We start from the raw sequence: 23442 nt of genomic DNA, 5'->3' as shown, positions 1-23442 counted from the left end.
TGCGCTCCTCATAAAAACAGCCGCTCGGAAATAAGAAAGCCGCCCGGTGGGCGGCTTGTCGGAACGTGCTGATAACGGGTTATCAGAACTCGGCGGTACGCGGAGTGCGCGGGAACGGAATCACGTCGCGCACGTTGCCCATGCCGGTCACATAGACCACCAGGCGCTCGAAACCGAGGCCAAAACCGGCGTGCGGAACGGTGCCGTAACGACGCAGGTCGCGGTACCACCAGTAGTCTTCCTTGTTCAGACCCATCTCGGCCAGACGCTGATCCAGCACCTCGAGACGCTCTTCCCGCTGGGAGCCGCCGATGATCTCGCCGATCCCCGGAGCCAGCACGTCCATGGCGGCAACGGTCTTGCCGTCGTCGTTAAGACGCATATAGAACGCCTTGATGTCCTTCGGATAGTTCTTCACCACCACCGGAGCCTTGAAGTGCTCTTCCGCCAGATAGCGCTCGTGCTCGGAGGAGAGATCGATACCCCAGGAGACCGGGAACTCGAAGGTCTTGCCGCAGTTCTCGAGGATGGTGATGGCGTCGGTGTAATCCACCTGGGCAAAGTCAGAGGAGACAAACTGCTCGAGGCGAGTCAGTACGTCCTTGTCCACATGCTGGGTGAAGAACTCCAGATCGTCACGACGCTCGGTCAGTACGGCGTTGAAGACATACTTGAGCATGGCTTCGGCCAGTGCCGCGTTGGCAGCCAGATCGTTGAACGCCACTTCCGGCTCAACCATCCAGAACTCGGCCAAGTGGCGGCTGGTGTTGGAGTTTTCGGCGCGGAAGGTCGGGCCGAAGGTGTACACCTTGGACAGGGCGCAGGCATAGGTTTCGGCGTTGAGCTGACCGGATACGGTCAAAAACGCTTCCTTGCCAAAGAAGTCCTGGCTGTAGTCCACCTTGCCGGCATCGGTGCGCGGCAGGTTTTCCAGATCCAGCGTAGAGACACGGAACATCTCACCGGCACCTTCACAGTCAGAGGCAGTGATCAGCGGAGTAGCAACCCAGATGAAGCCTTGCTCATGGAAGAAACGGTGGATGGCCTGGGCCAGGCAGTTACGCACCCGGGTAACGGCGCCGACGATATTGGTACGGGCACGCAGGTGGCCCTGCTCGCGCAGGTACTCAATGCTGTGGCGCTTGGCGGACATGGGATAGGTGTCCGGATCTTCGACCCAGCCGACGACCTTGACCTCGGTGGCCTGCAGCTCAAAAGCTTGGCCGCTGCCCTGAGACTCGACAACGTTGCCGGTCACTTCAACGGAGCAGGCGGTGGTCAGACGCAGCACTTCATTCTCGTAATTGGCCAGGGAATTGGGCACAACAGCCTGCACCGGATGGAAGCAGGAGCCGTCGGACACGGCCAAAAACGAGATACCCGCCTTGGAATCACGGCGGGTCCGGATCCACCCTTTAACAGTCAGGGTGGCGCCGACCGCATACTTACCGGTCAGCACATCAACTACGGATGCGTGCGTCATCGAAATATGTTCTCCAACTTGTTCTGGCAACGCTTCAATCTGCAAAGCTTGGCGGTCACGGCGCACTGCGCCGGCCGAATGCAACATCTTACCCGCGTCGTCTTGATAAACAAGCAAAAGATGGGGGGTTATTCCGTCGTTTCGCCGCTGTTTTTACGGCTTTTGCTACTGTTTGTTGAGGTTGTGTCAAACGGCTTGGCGTGTGGGCTGGACGATGGTTGCGAGCCGATAGCGCGCTGCATGGCCAGCTGTTGTTCGACACTGTCGAGCATCTGGTTGTAGGCCACTGCCACCCGACCGATTTCGTCGATATCCTCGTAATCGAGGCGATGACCAAAATCGTGCATGTCGGTGGCCTCTTCCATGGCGCGGGTCAGTTGATTGAGCGGCTGGACCACCCAGGTGCGCAATACCCACAAGGTCAGCAGCAGGCCAAGCCCGAACAGGACGGTCAGCATCAGCGTTGAACCCAGGATGCTGCGCTCGACCTGGGCAAACAGGGAATCGAGCGAGTAGTCAAAACGGATGGCGCCGAGCACGGTTCCTTCGCTCACCTGATGGCAGGCGGTGCAGTCGGTGCCGCGGTAGTTTTTACTGGCCAGCAGGGGCAGGGTCGCGACCAGCCGGTTGCGATTACCCACTTGAATGACGTCAAACGAGCTCTGGCCGGCTAGCGCCAGCTCATCAAAATGATCGCGCGGGGCTTCAGTCGCTTTACCCGGACCGTACTGCTGATTGACGGCCGGGCCCCGGATCACCCGGGCATCCTGCACATGGCTGTGATTGAGGAACTTGGTGCGCAGGGTGTCGCGCGCCATCATGTTGTTGGTCAGCATCAGCATGTTGAGGCTGTCAAAATAGGCCTCGGTCTGCTCGGCGCTCTGCTCTTTGATAAGCTCCAGGATCAAGGCGCGCTCGCGCACCGCCTGATAAGAGGCAGAAAAGACCAGCACCATCGAGAAGATGAAGAGCAAAAAGAAGTTAAGTTTGGCGGCAATCGAGAGGCGCATAAGCGATCCGCAGCAACTGGGTAAACCTGTCCATCGTACCCGCTTTTGCCCCGCCTGTCCGATTGCCGGCTCACAAAGACGCTATGCTGCCGGTGGCGCGCGCCAGCTTCCCTCTTGCAATACGGTGGCGATCGCCCCGGTCAGCACGCTCAGCTCGTCCGGGGTAATCACGAACGGTGGCATCAGATAGATCAGTTTGCCAAACGGACGGATCCAGGCGCCCAGCTCCACAAAGCGGCGCTGGATGATCGCCACATCGACCGGCTCTGTGAGCTCAACCACACCGATGGCGCCGAGCACCCGCACCTCTGCGACCGCATCATGGGCCGCCAGTGGCAGCAATGCATCGCGCAGTTGGGCCTCGATGCGGCTCACTCGCGCTTGCCATGGTGAGGCGAGCAGCAAGTCGATGGAGGCGCAGGCCACGGCGCAGGCCAGCGGATTCCCCATAAAGGTCGGTCCGTGCATAAAGACGCCCGCTTTGCCGTCACAGATGGTGCGAGACACCTGCTCGGTGGTGAGCGTGGCTGACAGGGTGAGGTAGCCGCCGGTGATGGCCTTGCCAAGGCACATGATGTCGGGGCGGATGCCGGCCCAGTCGCAGGCAAACAGCTGGCCGGTGCGACCAAAACCGGTGGCAATCTCGTCGGCAATCAGCAGCACACCAAACTCATCGCACAGGGCGCGCACCCACTGCAGGTAGCGCGGATGGTAAAACCGCATGCCGCCGGCGCCTTGCACTATGGGTTCAAGAACGATGGCGGCGATCTTTTCATGGTGATCAGCCATCAGGGTGGCGAGCTCGACCACACACTGTTCATCCCACTGGTCATGAAAGCGGCTGGCCGGTGCGTCGACAAAATAGTGCTCCGGCAAGAAGCCCTTATAGAGCTCGTGCATGCCGCCATCCGGATCACACACGCTCATGGCGCCAAAAGTGTCCCCGTGGTAGCCACGGCGCAGCGAGACAAACTTGCTGCGCGGCGTGCCTTTGCTGTGCCAGTACTGCTGCGCCATCTTGAGCGCTACTTCGACCGCGACCGAACCGGAATCAGCCAGAAACACCCGATCCAGCCCCTGTGGGGTGATCTCGACCAGCTTCTGGCACAGACGAATAGCCGGCTGGTGGGTGATGCCACCAAACATGACGTGGGACATGCGTCCGAGCTGATCCTGCGCCGCCGCGTCTAGCTCGGGAACGCGATAACCGTGGATGCAGGCCCACCAGGAGCTCATTCCATCGACCAGACGACGGCCGTCGGCCAGAGTAAGGTGGACGCCGCTGGCCTCGGTCACTTCGTAGCAGGGCAGGGGACGCGTCAGGGAGGTGTAGGGATGCCAGATATGGTGAAGGTCAAAATCGCTCACAAAATAATCCGATGTAAATGTGTTGCAACTGGTTGGTGTTGACAGGATAGCGGCAATCCCTACACTGGCCAACCATTAACGGCTGTGAGGCCTTACAACGAGAAGCATTGAATGAGCACAGAACCGCGCCACGACTGGACCTTGCCTGAGGTGCAGGCCCTTTTCGCCCTTCCGTTCAACGATCTGCTGTTTCGCGCCCAGGGCGTGCACCGCGCCTACTTCGACCCGAACGAGGTGCAGGTCAGCACGCTGCTGTCGATCAAAACCGGCGCCTGCCCGGAAGATTGCAAATACTGCCCGCAAAGTGCCCGCTACCAGACCGGTCTGGAAGCCGAGCGTCTGATGGAAGTAGAGAAGGTGCTGGAGCGGGCGCGCGAGGCGCGTGATAACGGCTCGTCGCGTTTTTGCATGGGCGCTGCCTGGCGCAACCCCAAAGAGCGTGACATGCCTTATCTCATTCAGATGATCGAGGGGGTGCGCTCGATGGGAATGGAAACCTGCATGACCCTCGGGATGCTCAGCGCCGATCAGGCCAACCGGTTGGCCGACGCGGGACTCGATTACTACAACCACAACCTCGACACCTCCCCTGAGTTTTACGGCGAGATCATCTCGACGCGCACCTATCAGGACCGGCTCGATACCCTCGAGCATGTACGTAGCGCCGGTATGAAGGTGTGCAGCGGCGGCATCGTCGGGATGGGGGAGCAGCCCAGCGATCGCGCCGGTCTGTTGCTGGCACTGGCCAATTTGCCGCGCCACCCCGAGAGCGTGCCCATCAACATGCTGGTCAAGGTCAAGGGCACACCGCTAGAAAACGAGGTAAACCTCGATCCGTTCGAATTTGTGCGCACCATCGCCGTGGCACGCATCATGATGCCGCAATCCCATGTGCGCCTCTCGGCCGGGCGGGAAAAGATGAACGATCAGCTGCAGGCGCTCTGTTTTATGGCTGGCGCCAATTCGATCTTCTATGGCTGCAAGCTGCTGACCACGCCCAACCCGGATGAAAACAGCGACATGCAGCTGTTCAAGCGGCTGGGGATTCACCCGGCGCAGCGTGCGCAAAAGCCCGACGCCATGCAGGAAGAGGAGTTGCTCGGTTCGTTGGCGCGCCAGGTGGTGGCACCGACGGCGAGCGATCTCTTCTACGACGCCACGGCACCACGTCGATGAGTGATTTGTTCAATCTGGCGGGCGCACTGCAAGAGCGTGAGGCGGCCGCGCTGCTGCGCCGGCGCACTGCGGTGGTTCGTCAAGGGCGCACCTTGTTGGTCGATGGCCTGCGTTATCTCGATATGGCAGCTAACGACTATCTGGGGCTGGCCGATGCGCCAGTTTTGCGTCAGGCCTTTGCCGAAGGTATTGAACGCTATGGCGTTGGCAGTAGCGCCTCGCCGCTGGTGACCGGCTATCACGAGGCGCATCATCGGCTCGAAGCGTCCCTTTGCGATTGGCTCGGTTTGGAGGCGGTGCTGCTGTTTAACTGCGGCTTTTCGGCCAATCAGGCGGTGCTCAAAGCGCTGCTTGGTAAACAGCATCTGCTCTGGCAAGACAAGCTCAATCACGCCTCATTGCAGGAGGTGGGCAGCCAACTGCCTTGCAGCATGAAGCGCTTTGCCCATAACGACATGGCGGCGCTCGAGCGCCAGCTGCAACCTCATTCTGGTCTGATTGTCTCGGAAGGGGTGTTTAGCATGGACGGTGACGAAGGCCATTGGCCGCGGCTCTGTGCGCTGGCCGAGCAGAGCGGTAACTGGCTGATGATCGACGATGCCCACGGTCTGGGTGTGCTCGGGCCCGAGGGGCGCGGCACCTTGGCGGCGCACGGTATCGCTGCCTCGCGGGTGAACATTCATATGGGCACCTTTGGCAAGGCGCTCGGCGTTGCCGGGGCCTTTGTCGGTGGTAGCCGCGAGCTTATCGACTATCTGGCCAACTTTGCCCGCAGCTATGTTTACAGCACCCATATGCCACCGGCCCAGGCCCATGCGGTGCAGGCAGCGCTGACCTGGGTGCGTCAGGCCGACTCGCAGCGCGCCCATTTATCTTCGCTGATCGCCCGCTTTCGCGGCGGCGCCTTGGCGCAAGGGTGGCAATTGGGTGAGAGTCGCACCCCGATTCAACCCATCATCGTCGGTGCCAGTGCAGCGGCGTTGCAACTGGCCGAACAACTGCGAGCGCGTGGCGTCTGGGTGACGGCGATTCGTCCGCCTACCGTGCCTGCCGGCACGGCTCGCCTGCGTATTACGCTGAGCGCAGCCCACAGCGAGCAGGATATCGACACGCTGCTCAGTGCACTGGAGGCCTGCCGTGAGTGAGCTGCAGCCATTTCAGAAGGTCGATAAACAGGCGCTGGCACGCCGCTTTGGAGCGGCAGCGCACCACTATGATCGTCACGCAGCGTTTCAGCGTGAGGTGGGTCATGCCCTGCTCGATTGGTTGCCGGTGCATAGCGAGCGGCTGCTCGATCTTGGCTGTGGCACCGGCTATTTTTTACCGGCACTGGATACGCGTTGCAGCGAGCTACTGGGTCTGGATCTGGCCCCCGGAATGCTGGCCCAGGCGCGTTTGCGCACCCATGGCGCGGCGCTCTTGTGTGGTGATGCCGAAGCGCTGCCGCTAGGTAATGGCTCGGTCGATACGATCTTTTCCAGTCTGGCCCTGCAGTGGTGCGAGCACCCCGAGCAGGCGTTTGCCGAGCTCTATCGGGTGCTTCGCGTCGGTGGTGTGCTGGTATGCTCAACCCTGCTTGCAGGATCGCTTTGTGAACTCAAGCAGGCTTGGCAGAGCGTGGACGAGGGGGCACACGTCAATCGCTTCCTCGAGCAAGCAAGGTGGGAGCAGGCGATCTGCTCAGCCGGATTGACCATAGCGCATCTGGAAGTGCGGCCGTGGCGCCTGGAATACGGTGAGGTCAGTGAGCTTTTGCGTGATCTCAAGGGGATCGGTGCCAGCCAGGTCAATGATGGTCGAACTGCTGGCCTGGGCGGCCGTGCCCGACTGCAGGCACTCGGTTTGGCTTATGAGCGCAGGCGCTGTGATGGTAAATTGCCGGCGACTTATCAGGTGGGTCTGGCCGTGTTGCGGCGCACTGCCTAAACGAGGCGATAACTATAATCTTGAAGCGGCACAGTGAGCTGCTTCTGCTGTGGAGGACGGCCTTATGGCCAGAACGTTTTTTATTACCGGTACCGATACCGATGTGGGCAAGACACTGGTGGCGTGTGCGCTGCTGCGTGAGTGGACGGTCATGGGCTATCGGGCTGTCGGTTACAAACCGGTGTCGGCCGGCTGCGCCAATACCCTACAGGGGCTGCGCAACCTCGATGCGATGCTGCTGCAAGAAGCCGGCAACGTCGATCTGCCTTACGAGGCCATCAACCCGATTGCTTATGAGCCGCCCATTGCACCGCATATTGCGGCCGAGGAGAGCGGTCGCCCCATCGAGACCGATGTGATTACCCAGGGGCTGCGCCGCCTTGAAGCGAGTGAGGCCGATTTTGTGCTGGTGGAAGGGGCCGGTGGTTGGCACCTGCCGCTTGATCGGCAGCATCTGCTCTCCCACTGGGTACGCCAGCAAAACCTGCCGGTCATTTTGGTGGTCGGCGCCAAGCTCGGTTGCCTCAACCACGCCCTGCTCACCTTTGATGCTATTCGCCGCGAAGGCTTGCCGGTCGCGGGCTGGATCATGAACCGCCTGCACCCGGACATGAGCCACTATCAACAAAACCTCGATACGCTGCGCGGTCTGCTTCCTGCGCCGTTCCTGGGTGAGATGCCCTGGCTTTCGGAAAATCAGCGCGAGATGACGCAAGGGTTTCTGGATATCTCTCCGCTGCTCTAGTCAACGACATTCAGCAATCATTCATTGATTTTTGCGATATTAATCAACGAATCCACCCGGGGAGGAACCCGGGTGACGGTGCGTAGCTCAATGAGGAGTCAAAATGAAGCGCATTTTGCTGTTCCTGGTGACCAACCTGGCCGTGATGCTGGTACTGGGGGTGGTACTCAACATTCTGTTTAGCGTGCTTGGGATCAACCGCTCCAGTATCGGTGGTCTGTTGCTGTTCTGTGCCGTGTTTGGCTTCGGGGGATCGTTTATCTCCCTGTTTATGTCCAAGTGGATGGCCAAGCGCAGCTATGGCGTGCAGGTCATCGAGCAACCGCGTAACGAGATGGAGCATTGGTTAGTATCAACCGTGGCCCGTCAGGCGCGCGAAGCCGGTATCCAGATGCCAGAGGTGGGGATTTACAACTCTGCCGAGATGAATGCGTTTGCTACCGGCGCCAGCCGTGACAACTCGCTGGTGGCTGTCTCCTCCGGCCTGCTCTACAGCATGAGCCGCGATGAGGCCGAAGCCGTGCTGGCGCATGAAGTCAGCCACGTAGCCAACGGCGACATGGTGACCTTGACCCTGATCCAGGGGGTGGTGAACACCTTTGTGATGTTCTTTGCCCGCATCGTGGCCGGAGTGATCAGCAACTTCTTTAGTAACAACAACAGCGATGAAGAGAGCAGCAGCACCGGCGGATTGGCCTACATGGCAACCGTGTTTGTGCTGGAGATGCTGTTTGGCATCCTGGCCTCGATGATCGTGATGTGGTTTAGCCGTCAGCGCGAGTTTCGCGCCGATGCAGGCGCCGCCAGACTGGCTGGCCGTGACAAGATGATTGCTGCGCTGCAGCGTCTGTCGCGCGGTCCGGAATCTCAGATGGAAGGCACCATGATGGCATTTGGCATCAACGGCAAGCGCTCCATGAGTGAGCTCTTTATGAGCCACCCGCCGATTGAGCAGCGTATCGCCGCCCTGCGCAGCTAACTGTTATCCCTGAAATGCAAAAGGGCTGGAGTGATCCAGCCCTTTTTCTATATGCGCCGATTAGAGCGGCTCAATCTCCACGTCACTAAGAGGCACCGCGCAGCAGGCCAGAATTTCGCCGCGAACCCGGGCTGCGTCGTCCAGTGCCGGTGCAGCCGGGTGATCGACGTCGCCCTTGCTAAGGCGGCAGCGGCAACTGCCACAGATGCCGGCGCGGCAGGACCAGGGCAGGTCGATGCCCTGCTTGGCTGCCTGATCAAGCAGGGTGCCCTGATTGTTACCGGCAAACTCGCGCTCGCCGATCCGAATCTGCACTGCCCGGTGCGCACGGGCCACGGCGATGATGCCACCCCCGAAGGATTCATGGTGCAGCTGCCCGGCAGGGACGCCGAGCTCCCGCAACCACGCTAGCGCCAGCTGCATAAATCCGCTCGGGCCGCAGAGGTACACATCGCGCTCGGTGAGATCCGTGATGTCGGCCAGCATGTCGCGAGTCAGGTGACCACTTAATCCATTCCAGTGCGCATCAGGGCGGCTTAATACCAGTTGCAGCTGCATGCCACCGAGCCGCAGAGCCAGCAACTCTTCACGGGCCGGAATATCCGCTTCGCTGCGGCACAGATGCAGAAACAACACCTGCTCCAGCGCGCCCTGATCTTCCAGATAACGGGCCATCGACAGCATGGGGGTCACGCCGGAGCCGGCCGAGAGCAGCAGCAACTTGCGTTTTCCACCCAGATGAAAACCGCCGCTCGGGGTGTGGGCCAGCAGGGTTTTGCCGGGCTCAAGATGTTGGTGCAACCAGTGAGAGAGCAGGCCGCCTTCGATGCGCTTAACGCTGATGGCCAGTCGCTCGGGACGTGACGGGCTGGAGCTTAAGGTGTAGCGGCGCAAAATCCGCTGGCCGTTGACGTCAATGGCGATGGGCAGATGCTGACCCGGCAGATAGTCGGGCAGCGGCAGGTCATCGTCGGCCTCCAGCCAGAAGGTTTCCATGTCACGAGCGAGCGGTTCGCGCTCGACGCAGCGCAGACGGCGGCGGGCGGGAGCCGCATTGGGGTAGACCTGCGGTCGCTGCCGCTCAAGTACCTCGATGGGATCGCCGGCCCGGATGGTGCCCTCATTGAGTGCAATCAGGTTTTGCCCGAAATAGACCTCGCCATCATCGCCACGGCGATAGCGGGTGAAGGTGGCAAGCGGCTCTTTGAGGGCATTGAAGCGCTCGGTGCCCGGCTCGACCGTGGTCATGATGCAGCGACTGCAGGGCTTGGCGACCAGAAACTCCACCTCGCCGATGCGGATCCGTTTCCAGCCATCTTCGGCAAACGCCGTGGTGCCCGTGACCACCAGATTGGGGCGAAACTGGCTCATGGTATGCAGAGCATCCGAGCGCAGATTGAGATCCTCGAGCGATGCCTGGCTGATGATGAGTAAAGGGTAGCCATCGGCGAAGCTGACCCGGGTGCCGGTCTTTTCCCGGTAGCGGGGCGATTGCTCACCCAGCCACAGCAGTCGTACCAGCTCGCCGAGCACCTGGCTTATCCAGGCATCCGCAGCGGCGGTGGTGGTGAGCGCCGGGAAGCTGTCTTTCCAAACCTGGGTATCGAGCGGTGCGCGGTCAAAGTCGGACTCATTGAGTTGCAACATCGGCAACCCGGCATAGGCGAGTTGCAGCGCACCGGCGTCATAGTGCGCCACAATCTGCTGCAGACGGGGATGAGTGCGCGCCGTGACAAAGGTGCCATCGGGCTTGATGACCATAAAGCGTCGATCTCCCGCTAGCCCCTCCTCAGTGACCAACGCCTCGGCAGGGGAGAGGGACGCGCAGGATTTAATGGGGTAGAGATGAATCGAGGCAAGGGTGGTCATCGGGGCAACTCCTAGGAAGCAAGAAGTGAACGATAACGAGTTTACCGCCCAAATGAAACGACCCGGGGCTGTCCCGGGTCGTGTTTTCTGGAGCGAGTCGTTGTCACTGCTGTGACATGTCGCGTGTACTATAGGTTTTTAGCATCTCAAAGAGCTCTTCTTTGAGCTTGAGTTTCTGCTTTTTCAGTTCACGAATCTGGTTGTCGCTAGCGTACTCTTTTTCCAGTTGAGAGATCTCGTCATCCAGCTGATTGTGCAGGTCAAATTTCCTCTGAAAGTGGGCATCGGTCGTTTTCAGCCGGGAGATAAGATCGCGGAACTCTGGAAACATGGGGCCTCCTTTCACTATGGGTATGAGTTCACGCTACTCCATAAAAAGGCCCCGGAACGTGATTTTTGTCACCTTAGTGACAATTCATCACTGGCAAGTACCAGTCATAACAGCGGTAGTGAGACGCTCACCTCAAGTCCCCCTTGCGGGCGGTTGCGGATCTCAATCTTTGCATGGTGCAGCAGGGCGATGCGTTGCACGATAGCCATGCCCAATCCCACCCCATCGGCCAGCTGCGGGTTAACCCGAAAGAAGCGCTCGCTCAGGCGTGGTAGTAGTTCGGTGGGCACACCTGGCCCGTTGTCTTCAATGCGCACTATCGCCAGATGCCCCTCTTGCTGTAGCGAGACAGTGATCTCCCCTTTAACCGGGGTATAGCGGATGGCGTTGTCGATAAGGTTGGTAAACAGCAGATCCAGCAGGGTCGATTGGCCACTTATCTGCAGTGGAAGTTCAGCTTCCAGCCCGATAAGTTGATCCTTTTTAAGCGCCAGCGGTGCCAGGTTGGCCAGGGTTTCACGCAGCACTTCGCGCAGGTCGAGCGGGTGACTTTCCAGCTGTTGCTGGTTATCAAGTCGTGCCTGAGTGAGTAACTGACGCAGCAGCCGATCGCTGCGATCGAGCGCCGTGAGCATCTTCCCCAGCGCCTGATTGCGCTGCTCTTCATCCTCGGCCGAGCGGGCGGTTTCGCTGTAAAGACGCAGCACGGCCAGCGGGGTGCGCAGCTCATGCGCCGCCTCGTTGGTAAATTGCCGCTCGCGCTCCAGCGTGTCTTGCACTGTGTGCATCAGGCGATTGAGCTCGCCAATGAGCAGCCCCACCTCTTTGGAGCGCTGGGGGATCTGCAGCGGCGTCAGGTTGGCCGGGTGACGCTCGGCGATGGCGCGCGCCAGTTGACTGAGCGGCGACACGGCGCGGGAGACCAAGATCCAGAGTAGCCCCAGCAGCAGGGGCAGGGTGATGATGAGCGGCAACATCGACACGGCCGACATCTTGCCGGCCAGCTCACGGCGCTCGTCATCTCGCTCGGCCACGACCAGCCAGGAGCGTCGGGCTTCGTTATGCAGTGTGAAGGTGCGCCAAGTGTGGTGATTTTGCTGGATCTGGCCAAACCCGGCACGCAAATCTTCTTGCTGTAGCGGCGGCGCACTGGGGGAGCGCAGCAGCAAGGTGCCATCGTCAGCCACTAACTGAAAGGCAAGATTGCGCTCAAATTCATGGCCATACGAGGTGAGGTGGCGATCGTTATCCATGCCAAGTCCCTTACTATCGAGCTTGGCGTTGGGGTACTCGCTCTCCCACTCCTGATAGATAACGCCGCGCGTATTTTGTGTCGGCAGTGTCTCGAGATAGCGCAGCAGCAGGCGTTCGGTGATGCGCGCCGACTGGGCGAGACGGGCATCAAACAGCTCCTCCATCTCATGGCTGGCCGAGAAAAAACCGAGCAGGGCACTGATACCCATGCTGCTACTGACGACCAGAAATACGCCGGTAAGCAGGGTCCGGCGCATCGAGCGGACGCGGCGACTCATGCCTGCGGCTCCGGCCTGGGGGCGATGTAGCCCACGCCGCGGATATTGCGGATCAGATCTGAGTAGAATTTCTTGCGCAGGTGGTGGATGTGTACCTCGACGGCGTTGCTCTCGGCGCCCTCATCCCACCCGTAGAGGCGCTGGTGCAGCTGCTCTTTGCTCAGCACCCGGCCAGATTGGGACAACAGCTCTTGTAGCAGCTTGTATTCATGTGGCGTCAGTTTGATTGGATTGCCGCGATAGGTGACCTGCTGGGCATCGGGATAGAGCACAATATCGCCATGCACTAAGGTTGGCTGGGCGTTGCCCTGGCTGCGGCGCAGCAAGGCGCGCAAGCGGGCGGCGAGCTCGGGCAGCGCAAACGGCTTGGTCAGGTAATCATCGGCGCCGGCATCCAGCCCTTGCACCCGATCATCGAGGGCATCACGGGCGGTGAGGATCAGCACCGGCACGGCAAAACCGTCACGGCGCAGGCGGCGCAGCAGGGTGATGCCGTCAATGTCGGGCAGGTTGAGATCGAGGATCATGGCGGCAAATTCGTCACATTTGAGGCTGGTCAGTGCCGGCAACCCGGTCGTCAGCCAATCCACCGTAAAACCGGAACCGCGTAAGGCATCCTGCATGCCTTCACCCAGCATGACATCATCTTCCACCAGCAAGATTCGCATTCCACTTCCCTTTCGACGCTCAATCGGACCCTGCCAGTATGCCGCCAATCCGCTATCGGGATAAAGGCGGAAGGCGGCAAACTGATAGCAGGATCAAGTCGCTTACAGTCCGGCGAGCTTGGCCTTGATTTCGTTGCGGCGACCTTCATCGGCCAGTTCACGCCCGGCTCTGGGCGCTGCAGCCAGCGCTTTTTCAAAGTAGGTCTTGGCGTCGGCCTTACGGCCTTGGTCGAGCAGGAAATCAGCGTAGAAGTAGTTCGGATCGATGCCGTTTGGATTGATGGTGAGCGCCTGTTTGAGCAGTTGCTCGGCCTTCTCGTCATCGCCAAAGCCGACCGGCCAGCCGGGTACCTGATAGTAGAGCGAACCCAAGCTGGTGTAGGCCGAGCCGTCGAGTGCTTTGGGGTCTTGTTTGATGGCCAGTTCAAGGCGCACCTTGGCATCTTTGACCAGTGACAGGGCGCCGAGACCGCCCTTGGCGCCAGCCAGCGTGCTCTTGACGATGGCCGACCAAATCAGCAGGTCGGTGCGAAACGCCTCTTTGCTGCTGGCCTGATCGGCCTGTTGGCTCAGGCTGGTCAGGCACGACTCTTTTTGCTTTTCCGCTGTTTTGTACTGGCATACCGCCCAGCCATTTTGGATCTCGGGCAACACATCGTTAGCCAGCACCGGCGTGGCGATCAGGGCAGTGAGGATCATCAGAGTGGATTTCATTGCGAACCTTCCTTGTGAGCAAGCGGATGAGCAAAACGGGAGATGATGCTGTGCTGTTTCGCCAGCGCCCGGTCAACCAGACCCGGCAGCAGGGCATTGAGACGAACAAACAACTTCTCGGGCCAGCCGATCCAGGTGCGGATCTGCTCGCGTTCGAGACTGGCCACTGCCCACTCCGCCACCTCATCGGGACTGTCGGTCTGGGTACCCAGCGCCACGTTCATGGCATAGACATCCGGTGAGTTGAGATGGGTGCGGGTGGCGCGCGGCGCAAAGTGCAGCACCTTGATGCCGCTGCCTTCCAGCTCGCGCCCCAGCGCCTCACTAAAGCCACGCATGGCAAACTTGCTGGCACAATAGGCGCTGTAGCCGGCATAACCGATGGCACCGAAGCTCGAGCCGATATTCATGATAAGACCGGGTGTGCGCAGCTTGGGCAGCAGGGCCCGGGTTAGCAGAATCGGAGCCAGCGTGTTGAGCTCGATCTGGGCGGTGATCTGCTCTTCGGTCTGATCTTCCAGCCAGGCAAACTGGTTGGTGCCGGCATTGTTGATCAAGATGTCGACCCCATCGGCCAGCACGGGGGCGTTGACCAGCTGACGCCGCTCCTGGGGATGGCAGAGATCGGCGCACAGGCAGTGGTGCCGCTCCGGGTTGGGAAGCTGCTGGCGCAGTGCTTCGAGCGCTGCGCTTTTACGCCCGTGCAGCAGCAAGGTTGCGCCGTGGCTTGCCAGTGCATGGGCTAGCGCTTCCCCGATACCACCGCTGGCACCGGTCAGCAGGATACGTTTACCGTCCAGATTCATGAGCTCTCCTTAAGCCAGTGTGCGCAGCATGTCGCCATAAAGACGGTAGACCACGTTGGCACTGTGCACGATGGCAGCCTGATCGGCAGGCGAGGTCACCTTGTCCATCAGGGAGGCGAAGAACTTCAGATGCTCCTGATCGAGCGCCCCGTGCGAGCTCAGATAGCTCATGGCTTGGGGCGGCAAGCCAAGACCCGACTTGAGTTGATCCGCTACGGTCAGGGCGATGGCGACACTGGTGCCTTCGAGCACCTGCACCATGCCAAAAAATCCCATCGGGTTGCCGCGCTGGATCTGGTCATAAAGGAACGCCACCATCAGCTCAATGGGCAGACTCGGTGTGCCGTGACGCACGGCCTCTGCATCACCGCCACAAAAGCGGATGTCATTGAGGATCCACTCCTGATGGCCATACTCCTCTTCGATGTATTCCGCCAGCGCGCCGCGCACCCACTCATACTCCTGGCCGAGCCGACCGCCAGTGGCCATCAGCAACGGCACGGTGTGGCGCACGTGGTAGAAGGCTTCGGTCAGAAAGGCGATATAGGTTTGCTGGTCAATCTCGCCACGCTGGCACGCCGCGATAATGGGGGCACTGAGCAGATATTCCCGTGCGCTGGCGGTGTCGTTTTGCAGGGTTTGGTAGAAGCTCACAGTGTCTCTCCTTGAAGCAGTTGTTCAATTTGTTGTTGATAGGCGTTGAAAATACGCTCCCGACGCGGACGGCCATTGGGCGTTAGCAGGCCCGATTCGACCGTCAGCGGGGCGATAAACCAGTGGCCGATGCGGGCATAGTCCGGCAGACGGCTGTTGAGGGCGGCGATATGGGCGGGCAGCGCCGCATCCATGCCGGGTAAGGGTTGCAGCAGCGCGACGTTGCGTGGCAAGCCGTCACCGAAGATAACGCAGCGGGCTATCACCGGCTCGCTCTCGGCTTCGGCCTCAATCCACTCCGGTGAGAAGTTGCGGCCAAAGGCAGTGATCTGGACGTTCTTCTTACGGCCGGTGATGCACAGATAACCGTCATCATCGAGATGCCCCAGATCGCCGGTCGCCACCAGCCCTTCCTGCACCGCCTCGCCCAGATAACCGAGCATGGCACTGCCAGCAACCAGCACCTCACCATCCTCTGCAATCACCACCTGACAGTGAGGCAGCGGGCGTCCCACGCAGCCGGCGCGGCTGTCATCGGGGGCATTGAGTGCCACCACCGAGCCACATTCGGACAGGCCATAGCCTTCATGGACCGGCAGTCCCAGGGCGCGAGCGCGGGCCAACAGGGCCGGCGCCACTTTACCGCCGCCGACGGCGACAAAGCGCAGTGAATTGCGCAGGTGATCCGCCAGCACCGGCAACAGCCCGAGCAGGGCGCAGAGCAGGCGCAGCAGCTCGGGAACCAGAACCAGACTGTGCGGCGTTTCACGCATCAAAAGCTGGGCAAGTTTCTGCGGATCAAGTTGGCTCGAGCCACTGAATCCAACCTCCTGCAACGAGGGCAGGGTTGTGCTGGCTCCGGTCAGAAGCGGCACATAGAGCCCGGTCAGGTTTTCAAGCAGGGTGGTCAGCGGCAGCAGGGTCAGATGCTGGTGAATATTGGCCGGCGCCACGCGCTGGGCCAGGGAATGGCAGACCGCCTCCAGGTGGGCCAGCGACAGGCACACCCCTTTGGGTTGCCCGGTGGTGCCCGAGGTGTAGGTGATTTTTGCTGTCCCGGCCGGCAGCGGTGCTGGGTTGACCACCTCACGGCGCAGCAGCAGGTAATCCTCCAGTTGCTGGGGTTGCCATTCACTCCCTTCGGCTTGCCAGAGGGGAGCCAAGGCTGGGGCAATCACCAGGGCGTCGGCGCCGCTGCTGGCAAGTAGCCACTGCTGCTGCTCACGGGAGAAAAATCCGGGAACCGGGATGGTCACGATACCGGCGCGGGCACAGGCAAGATCGAGCACCGCCCAGGGAACTCCGTTATCAAGGGCCAGTGCCAGACGCTGCACGCCTGCCACCTGCAGGCGGGTCGCCAGGGTATCGACGCGCTCGGCCAGTTCACGGTAACTCAGCGCCTGCTGACGATCGCGCAGGGCCAGCTTGTCCGGCGTCTGGGATGCTCCCCGGCGCAGGGATTCAAACAGGGTCATGGGTGAGCCCTCCGGGCATGAGGAAAAAGTGCGGGCATGCTGTCAAACAGCCCCAGCAGCAAGGTGTTGCTCGCTAAAATGGAGCGTCCTTCGGCCAGATCACCCACCATCACGCGGGGTTGGCACTGGTAGTAGTGACCCCAGGCGTTGGCATCCTTGCCCACTCGCTCGGGCAGGGCAGGGGCCAGCTCGAGCGGATTGAGATGCAGGCGATGAAAACTGTTGCGCAGCTTCGCGGTGCCGGTAAACACCACGTAGTCAAAAGATTGTTCACTGAGCCAGCGACAGAGCGCGGCAAACATAATGCGTGCGTGGCCGGCTTCGGCGCAGGCGAAGTTACCAATCTCGACAATCCGCTCGCGCAGCACCGGGCGGGCGAGCCGCTCACTGATAGAGAGTTCGACCGGCAGGTCGAGGTAGTTTTCGAGATAAAGCGGTGCGTCGGCAGCGAGAGTCAGGCCACACGCCCCAGCCAAGGAGCCATCGGCGCGCTCAAGACCCACCAGCAGCGGCAGAAAATGGGGGATCTCGGCGTTAAATTCGCGCTGATAGGCGCGCTGAATATAGTCTTGCAGAGCGAATTGTTCGGCAGTCGAGCTGGCCAAAACAAGGCGGTAGGGGGGCACAATGGCAGTCGACATGCGTGACTCCTCTCACTGGGGTTGAGGGAATCGTCGCAGGCCTGACTTAAGAGAAACTTAAGAACAAAAGAATAACAAACGGGGCACTGATGGCCCCGTTTGAGAGTGATTACTGCTTGTCGCTGTCGCTACTGCTATCCGGTGCGGCAGCCGCTGCTGCACTCTTATCCTCTTTCTTTTTGCGCTCAGGAATCGGCTTGCCATCACGGGCAATCACCTTGCCGGCTTCGAAACAGATCATGGCCGCGAGCTCTTCGAGATCGGCGGGCTTGGCATCGGCGCCGACGGCATAACGCCAGGTGACGACGGTGATCTTGTCCGCAATCGGCGTGCCGGCAACTTGAGGCTCACGCCAGCCCTGACCAATATGGGCCACCAGCACGCCATCACGCAGCACCTCAGCCACGATCTCGTGCGTCGGGGCGCCGTTACCGTAGGTGAAATTCTGCTCGTGTTTTTTACCCGTCAGCGGTGCATCACTGGCCGGGATCATGCGGCTGCGCACCACCCACTTGGCATCCTTGACCTCTTTGCTCAAGGGTTTGCCGACCTGATATTCGTTGATCTTGATTGCCTTGATCAGCAGGTTGGTGAACTCCTTGGTCACAGCCTGCTGGGCGGCATCGCCCGGCGCAGTCTGAATCGGCTCAAGATACCAGGTCACCGCCAGTGCCGGTTGACTGGCCAGCAGACCCAGCAACAGCATGCCAAACAGGGATTTCATTGCGTTTCGCTTCATGTTTCCACCAAGATTTTGTTTTGCCAGCGGCGGCTGCGCCAGCGCCAGTACATGGCCAGTCCGCGAACCCACTCATCGCAGGCAAGCGCCAGCCAGATGCCAACCAGTCCATAGCCCAGCATGATACCGAGGAAATAGGAAAGTGGAACGGCAATTCCCCACATCGAGATAAGGCCCATCAGCAGCGGGAAGCGGGCATCACCGGTTGCCCGCAGGGCGTTGATCACCACCAGATTGAAGGTGCGGCCCGGTTCAAGCAGCAGGCTGACCAAAAACAGCTGGGCGACCTGATCGATGATATCTGCGTCTGTGGTAAACAGGCTAATGATACTGCGACCGTTGATGGCGGCAGCGACCGCCAGCAGGCAGGTCAGCAGTAAGCCAATCTTGAGGCTGCGCAGCAGCTGGGCATAGGCTTTGTCAAACTGCCGGGCCCCCGCCAGATGGCCGATGATGATCTCGTTGCCAAGGCCAATCGAGAGGCCAAACAGCATGATAAACAGGCAGATCTGAAAGAAGTAAGACTGGGTCGCCAGCGCCTTGTCACCGAGCAGGCCGACAAAGGCGGTCACTACCATAAACTGCAGCATCCAGGAGAGGTTCTCACCTGCGGCTGGCAGACCGATGTGCAGCACCTTGCCGATCATCTCACGGCTTGGCTTGATAATATCGCGGGGGACCAGATTGATACCGGTTTTGCGAGCGACCAGCCAGACCAGCAGCACCACGCCAATCAAGCGCCCCACCACGGTGCTGATGGCTACCCCGGCCACACCCATCTGCGGCAGACCAAACCAGCCGTAAAGTAGCAGCATGTTGCCGACACAGGTGATGAGGTTGACCGCGAGGGTGATGTACATCGCCTCACGGGTGCGGCCGTGGGCACGCAGTGTCGCGGCCAGACAGAGCGAGGCGGCTTCGGGCAGCAGACACAGACCGATGATGTGCAGGTAGAGCTGGCCATCGTCCATCAACTCGGCAGGCAGGTTCATCAGATTGAGGATCGGGCCCGCGCCAAGGGCGACGCCGCTGGCCGCCACTAACCCAACCAGCAGATTGAAGAAGATGGCGGTGTGGATCACCACGCGCGCTTTTTCCTTGTCGCCGGCACCCAGATATTGGGTGATCACCACGCTGGTGCCGATGCTGACAAAGCTAAACAGGGTAATGGCGAGATCAAATACCTGGTTGCCGACAGCCAGCGACGCCACGGCACGGTAGGAGACATGTCCCACCATGAAGGTGTTAAGCGCACCGGTCAGAAAGTGCAGAGCAAGGTCGATGAACAGCGGCCAGGTTAACGAAAACAGTGAACCTGGCCCACGAGCTGAGTGGGTTTGCATGCAAATTCCAAGGCTAACGAGTGGCCAGAGGGGACACTCACGGGTCGCCATTTAACACCAAGGAAACAGCTCACGCAATTGTTGTGGACGGCGTCTCAGTTTCTGATGAAGAAAATGCCGCCGAGTCGTCTGCCCCCTCTTCCCGGTAGCAGCGAGTCATGCGCAGCGCCTGATAAATATCGGGGCTGAGCAGGATGCCATCATCACCGACCTTGACGCCGGCCTGACGGAACCAGTGGGTCAGCTGGCCGTGACGGCCGGCCATCACCATGTGTACGCCGCGGCGTTTGAGCTCGCGGTGCAGCTCACCCACCATGCTCATCACGCTGATGTCCTGATGGGTAAAGCAGGAGACGGCATCGATCACCAGACAGCGCGGGTTGTGCGGATCCTGAACCAGCTGGGCCAGCACCCGGCGTTTGAAGTAAGGGGCATTGAAATAGGTGAGCGGCGAGTTGAAGCGATAAAGCAGCAGTCCTGGCACGCTGTGCACATGCTCGTTGTTGCCCAGGGTGCGCACCACCCCTTCTTCATCTATGCCGAGCAGCTGGTCGGTCGGGCGCATCACGTTGCGCAAGAACTGGAACAAGCCGAGCAGTACCGCCAGCGTAATACCTGGGATCACCCCCATCAGCAGTACGCTGGTAAAAGTGATCAGCGCCAGCGCAAAAGCGGCGCGGTCAGATTTGCGCAGTGCCCACAGGCTGCGAAAATCGGTCAGTGACAGGGAGGCCATCACCAGCACAACGCCAAGCGCGGCAGTAGGAATAAATTCCAGCGGCGCGGTGAGGGTGAAGGTCACCAGCGCGATGGCGCCGGCGGCGATAATAGAGACCAGCTGGCTCTTGCCACCGCTGGCGTCATTGACCGCGGTACGTGAATCGGCGCCACTGATGGCAAAACCCTGCGAGGCGGCCGCCGCCAGATTGGCCAGACCGAGCGCCCGAAACTCCTGATCGGCATCGACCTCATAGCCATTTTTGGCGGCAAAGCTGCGGGCGGTCAGCATCATCGACACGAAGCTCACCATGGCCAGGTTGAGCGCCGGCAGCACCAGATCGCGCAATAACCCGGGGGCAAATTGCGGAATCTGCAGCTCGGGGATCCCGGTGGGCACCGGCCCGATGGTCTCGATACCAATGCGCTTGAGCTGACCGGCCCACACCAGCAAAGCCGCCGCCGCCAGTGCCATCAGCGGCGCCGGCCAGTTGGGGCGCACCCGGCGGCAGACCAGCAGGATCAGCAGGGTCAGCAGGCTCATCACCAGCGTGGGCAGATGGGTGTGGGTGAGGTAGTCGAGACTGTGCAGCAACCGCTCAATCAAGTACTTCTCGTTGTAGGTAAACCCCATGATGCGTGACAGCTGGCCGACCATGATGGTGATGGCCACACCGTTGAGTAGTCCCATCAGAATGGGACGTGACAGAAAGTCAGCCAGCACCCCCAGATGAAAACGACTGGCGATTAAACACCAAAAACCGGTCATGGCGGTCATGGTCATCACCAGTTGCCAGTGCTTGACCGGATCGCCCGCCGCCAGCGGGGCCACAACGGCATAGAGTACGGCGCAGGTGGCGGCATCCGGGCCGATGATCAGCTGGCGCGATGAGCCAAACAGGGCATAGACCACCATGGGCAGGATGCAGGAGTAAAGGCCGACCACGGCGCCGACTCCGGCCAGCTCGGCATAGGCGATGGCCACCGGCAGGGCGACGGCCGCGACCGACAATCCGGCGCGCACGTCGGGGACGAACCAGTGACGCTGATAGTTCAGCAAGGCCGCAAGGCCGGGAAACCAACGGGTCAGAGAGAAGAAGTCACGCATAAGAGAGTTTCATACAACGAAGCGCCCAGTGTGCCCAATAGTGTCATGCAATTGCAATGATGCCGGCTACGGCGCCGGCCAGTGCACCTTCAGTTTGGGCCAGATTTGCTGCCAGCGCTTGCGCTCTACCCGCTCACAGAACACGGCGGGAGGTTGCAGACATTGGGGATTGGGGGCAACCGCCAGTGACCAGTTGAGAGCCAGTCCATAAGGCGCGCAGAGCTCAAGCTCATCGTTATCGAGCAGCCGGACACCCACACAGGTCGGCAACTCGACCCAGCGCGAAAACGCCTCGGCTGAGCTAGTAAAGGGGGCCACGCCTTGGCGCAGGTGCATGCGTGCCTGATTGCGCACTTCCCAAGGTAAGGGGAGCAGACTGCGCGCCGTCATCTCGATGCGCGGCTCATCACTGCCATCAGGATCGCCACTGTCGAGATAGATAAGGTCTATATCGTTTAATGCGGTGGGCTTGGCATAACCGTGCAGATGATCCCAAATAAGATTGCGCACAAACCCGGCAGCCAGGTACCAGTCAGGAAGTGCCAGCTCGCGGGCGGCCTGTAGGCAGGCCATGTGCAGAGCAGAGGCCCGCAGCAGATCGCAGGTACGGGCCGCAAACTGCTCAGGCGTTGGCATGACGGCTTAACCACACCTCGATATAGCTGCAACTGGGAATAATGGTTAGCCCCTCGGCCTGGGTCCACTCATAGAAGGCGCGGGCTAGCTTGTCAGCGAGCCCCATGCTGCGAAGGGCGGGCGGAACAAAGGTATTGAACGCTTCAACCGTGGTGCCATCCACCCTGCGATAACGCAATCTGGCCTCTTCGCCGTTGATGTGGCAAGCAAACTGACGCAGCTCTTGCTGATGCACGATCTCGCTCATGGTCACTCCTGCAAAGACAAAGGCAAACCTCTAGAGAATGGCCCGATGTCAGCGGCAAGTCCACCCTGCGAGCTACCAGCAGCGCTCGAGCAGGGCCAATAGCTCGTCCCGATCAGCATCTTTGCGGTTAAACAGCAGCGCCCCATCATTGATGGCAAGGTCACGGATTTCACTTAGTAGCGAGCGATCGGTCAGGCCCGCTTCGCGCAAGGTGCGCGGCAGCTTGACCCGCTCCCAGAGCCGATCCCTAAGTGCCTCAATGGCCTTGATGGCGGCGGCCGGTCGCTGCTCGGCAGGGCACTTGGCGTAAACCTCGCTACCCGAGAGCGCCAGTAGCAGACGGTCGAGAGCGGGGTCAATACCGGGGCGGTTATAGTCCAGCACCCAGGGCAGAAACAGGTTCATGCACAGGCCATGGGGCAGGTGACAGCGGGCGCCAAGACTGTGGCCGAGGGCATGCACCAGCCCGACCATGGAGTTGGAAAACGCCATGCCAGCCAGCGTCGAGCCTTGGGCCAGTTCAAGACGCAAGCTGGCATCGGTCGGGTTATCGAGGATGGGCGGTAGCGCATGGGCAATTTTTTCGACCGCCATCAGCGCCAGCGCCTCGCTGACCGGATTGGCGCTGTTGCCCATCAGGGCCTCAATGGCGTGGGTCATGGCATCCATCGCGGTTGCCGCAGTGATCCCAAGCGGCAGAGACAGGGTCAGGCGCGGATCGAGTACGGCGAGATTAGGCAGCAGGAAGGGTGAGGTAAACGGCACCTTGCGACCGCTCTGCTCATCGCGGATCACGGCAACCTGGGTCACTTCCGAACCGGTGCCGGCGGTGGTGGGCAGTACTGCCAGCGGGCGCAGTGGCCGGGTTAGCAGATCGGCGCCGGACCAAGCCAGCAGATTGTCCTGATGCTCATCCATAGAGACCAAAATGTTGACCGCCTTGGCGGTGTCGATGACCGAGCCGCCACCTAACGCAATCAGCGAATCACAGCCGAGGCGCAGATAACGGGCGGCGATGCGCTGCACCACATCGGTGGAGGAGTCGGGCGGTACATCATCCTCAATGGCGAGCGGCACCAGTGCGCCGGCACCAAGAATATCAAACACCCGCTCGGCCAGACCGGTGGCGCGCAGCCCCTTGTCGGTCACCAGCAGTGGTCGCTCGGCACCGAGCGCGGCCATGGCTGCCGGTAGCTGCTCGATGGCGGCCTCACCGACCAGCAATTTGACCGGGCAGAAAAACTCGTAATAGCGACTGTGACGCATGGCGGTCTC

At 60.5% G+C, this 23442-nt stretch carries 23 protein-coding genes; 5 read left to right on the top strand and 18 right to left on the bottom strand.

The genetic code is table 11. The features are described 5' to 3' along the window. Nucleotides 1-82: 82 nt before the first annotated feature. The 3 genes from asnS to bioA form a co-directional block, all read right to left on the bottom strand. Nucleotides 83-1483: an asparagine--tRNA ligase gene (gene asnS, locus BW958_RS10315; RefSeq protein WP_076575764.1), complete on the bottom strand. Its 1401-nt coding sequence runs from the start codon at nucleotides 1481-1483 to the stop codon at nucleotides 83-85. A gap of 128 nt (nucleotides 1484-1611) precedes the next feature. Then, nucleotides 1612-2493, bottom strand: coding sequence for a HAMP domain-containing protein (locus tag BW958_RS10310; RefSeq protein ID WP_076575651.1), 882 nt, complete (start codon nucleotides 2491-2493; stop codon nucleotides 1612-1614). A gap of 81 nt (nucleotides 2494-2574) precedes the next feature. Continuing rightward, nucleotides 2575-3909, bottom strand: coding sequence for an adenosylmethionine--8-amino-7-oxononanoate transaminase (gene bioA, locus BW958_RS10305; RefSeq protein WP_372629563.1), 1335 nt, complete (start codon nucleotides 3907-3909; stop codon nucleotides 2575-2577). A gap of 63 nt (nucleotides 3910-3972) precedes the next feature. Here bioA and bioB point away from each other — a divergent pair, with 63 nt between their 5' ends. From bioB to htpX, 5 genes are all read left to right on the top strand, one after another. Further along, nucleotides 3973-5037: a biotin synthase BioB gene (bioB, locus tag BW958_RS10300; protein WP_076575649.1), complete on the top strand. Its 1065-nt coding sequence runs from the start codon at nucleotides 3973-3975 to the stop codon at nucleotides 5035-5037. Further along, nucleotides 5034-6182: an 8-amino-7-oxononanoate synthase gene (bioF, locus tag BW958_RS10295; RefSeq protein WP_076575648.1), complete on the top strand. Its 1149-nt coding sequence runs from the start codon at nucleotides 5034-5036 to the stop codon at nucleotides 6180-6182. The genes bioB and bioF overlap by 4 nt, the downstream gene beginning before the upstream one ends. Next, nucleotides 6175-6963: a malonyl-ACP O-methyltransferase BioC gene (bioC, locus tag BW958_RS10290; protein WP_083687311.1), complete on the top strand. Its 789-nt coding sequence runs from the start codon at nucleotides 6175-6177 to the stop codon at nucleotides 6961-6963. The genes bioF and bioC overlap by 8 nt, the downstream gene beginning before the upstream one ends. A 64-nt stretch (nucleotides 6964-7027) precedes the next feature. Next, entirely contained in the window at nucleotides 7028-7708 is a 681-nt protein-coding gene (gene bioD, locus BW958_RS10285; protein WP_076575647.1) for a dethiobiotin synthase, read from the top strand. Between the two features lie 103 nt (nucleotides 7709-7811). Then, on the top strand, nucleotides 7812-8687 hold the full coding sequence (gene htpX, locus BW958_RS10280) for a protease HtpX (RefSeq protein WP_076575646.1): 876 nt from the start codon (nucleotides 7812-7814) through the stop codon (nucleotides 8685-8687). 60 nt (nucleotides 8688-8747) lie between these two features. Here htpX and BW958_RS10275 read toward each other — a convergent pair whose 3' ends face one another. From BW958_RS10275 to BW958_RS10205, 15 genes are all read right to left on the bottom strand, one after another. Next, the gene (locus tag BW958_RS10275) at nucleotides 8748-10556 is read right to left on the bottom strand and encodes a hybrid-cluster NAD(P)-dependent oxidoreductase (RefSeq protein ID WP_076575645.1); all 1809 of its coding nucleotides are present in this window, start codon (nucleotides 10554-10556) and stop codon (nucleotides 8748-8750) included. A 103-nt stretch (nucleotides 10557-10659) separates the two neighbouring features. Further along, nucleotides 10660-10887 (bottom strand): HP1242/YdcH family protein, encoded by a 228-nt coding sequence (locus BW958_RS10270; RefSeq protein ID WP_076575644.1) that lies wholly within the window; start codon nucleotides 10885-10887, stop codon nucleotides 10660-10662. Between the two features lie 104 nt (nucleotides 10888-10991). Then, nucleotides 10992-12419, bottom strand: a complete 1428-nt coding sequence (locus BW958_RS10265; protein ID WP_076575643.1) for an ATP-binding protein — start codon at nucleotides 12417-12419, stop codon at nucleotides 10992-10994. Next, nucleotides 12416-13087 (bottom strand): response regulator, encoded by a 672-nt coding sequence (locus BW958_RS10260; RefSeq protein ID WP_076575642.1) that lies wholly within the window; start codon nucleotides 13085-13087, stop codon nucleotides 12416-12418. Before BW958_RS10260 ends, BW958_RS10265 begins: the two co-directional genes overlap by 4 nt. A gap of 102 nt (nucleotides 13088-13189) precedes the next feature. Next, nucleotides 13190-13801, bottom strand: coding sequence for a tetratricopeptide repeat protein (locus BW958_RS10255; protein ID WP_083687310.1), 612 nt, complete (start codon nucleotides 13799-13801; stop codon nucleotides 13190-13192). Continuing rightward, nucleotides 13798-14607, bottom strand: coding sequence for an SDR family oxidoreductase (locus tag BW958_RS10250; RefSeq protein ID WP_076575641.1), 810 nt, complete (start codon nucleotides 14605-14607; stop codon nucleotides 13798-13800). Before BW958_RS10250 ends, BW958_RS10255 begins: the two co-directional genes overlap by 4 nt. A gap of 9 nt (nucleotides 14608-14616) precedes the next feature. Further along, nucleotides 14617-15261, bottom strand: coding sequence for an iron-containing redox enzyme family protein (locus BW958_RS10245; protein ID WP_076575640.1), 645 nt, complete (start codon nucleotides 15259-15261; stop codon nucleotides 14617-14619). Continuing rightward, on the bottom strand, nucleotides 15258-16736 hold the full coding sequence (locus tag BW958_RS10240; protein WP_076575639.1) for an AMP-binding protein: 1479 nt from the start codon (nucleotides 16734-16736) through the stop codon (nucleotides 15258-15260). Before BW958_RS10240 ends, BW958_RS10245 begins: the two co-directional genes overlap by 4 nt. Then, the gene (locus tag BW958_RS10235) at nucleotides 16733-17377 is read right to left on the bottom strand and encodes a thermostable hemolysin (RefSeq protein WP_076575638.1); all 645 of its coding nucleotides are present in this window, start codon (nucleotides 17375-17377) and stop codon (nucleotides 16733-16735) included. The genes BW958_RS10240 and BW958_RS10235 overlap by 4 nt, the downstream gene beginning before the upstream one ends. A gap of 109 nt (nucleotides 17378-17486) precedes the next feature. Further along, nucleotides 17487-18101 (bottom strand): hypothetical protein, encoded by a 615-nt coding sequence (locus BW958_RS10230; RefSeq protein WP_076575637.1) that lies wholly within the window; start codon nucleotides 18099-18101, stop codon nucleotides 17487-17489. Nucleotides 18102-18112: 11 nt separating this feature from the next. Continuing rightward, complete coding sequence (locus tag BW958_RS10225) at nucleotides 18113-19459, bottom strand: MATE family efflux transporter (RefSeq protein ID WP_076575636.1); 1347 nt, start codon at nucleotides 19457-19459, stop codon at nucleotides 18113-18115. Nucleotides 19460-19529: 70 nt separating this feature from the next. Continuing rightward, complete coding sequence (locus BW958_RS10220) at nucleotides 19530-21284, bottom strand: SulP family inorganic anion transporter (protein ID WP_076575635.1); 1755 nt, start codon at nucleotides 21282-21284, stop codon at nucleotides 19530-19532. Between the two features lie 66 nt (nucleotides 21285-21350). Next, nucleotides 21351-21920 carry a nucleotidyltransferase family protein gene (locus BW958_RS10215; protein WP_076575634.1) on the bottom strand — a complete coding sequence of 190 codons (570 nt, stop codon included), beginning with the start codon at nucleotides 21918-21920 and terminating at the stop codon, nucleotides 21351-21353. After that, a complete protein-coding gene (locus tag BW958_RS10210; RefSeq protein WP_076575633.1) occupies nucleotides 21907-22167 on the bottom strand; it encodes a GNAT family N-acetyltransferase in 261 nt (86 codons plus the stop codon). Before BW958_RS10210 ends, BW958_RS10215 begins: the two co-directional genes overlap by 14 nt. 72 nt (nucleotides 22168-22239) lie before the next feature. Then, nucleotides 22240-23433: an iron-containing alcohol dehydrogenase gene (locus BW958_RS10205; protein ID WP_076575632.1), complete on the bottom strand. Its 1194-nt coding sequence runs from the start codon at nucleotides 23431-23433 to the stop codon at nucleotides 22240-22242. Nucleotides 23434-23442 lie beyond the last annotated feature (9 nt).

The sequence above is a fragment of the Aeromonas sp. RU39B genome (assembly GCF_900156095.1).
Lineage (GTDB): Bacteria > Pseudomonadota > Gammaproteobacteria > Enterobacterales > Aeromonadaceae > Aeromonas.
The sequence above is the reverse complement of the archived record's forward strand: the minus strand, read 5'-3'. Positions and strand labels throughout refer to the sequence as shown.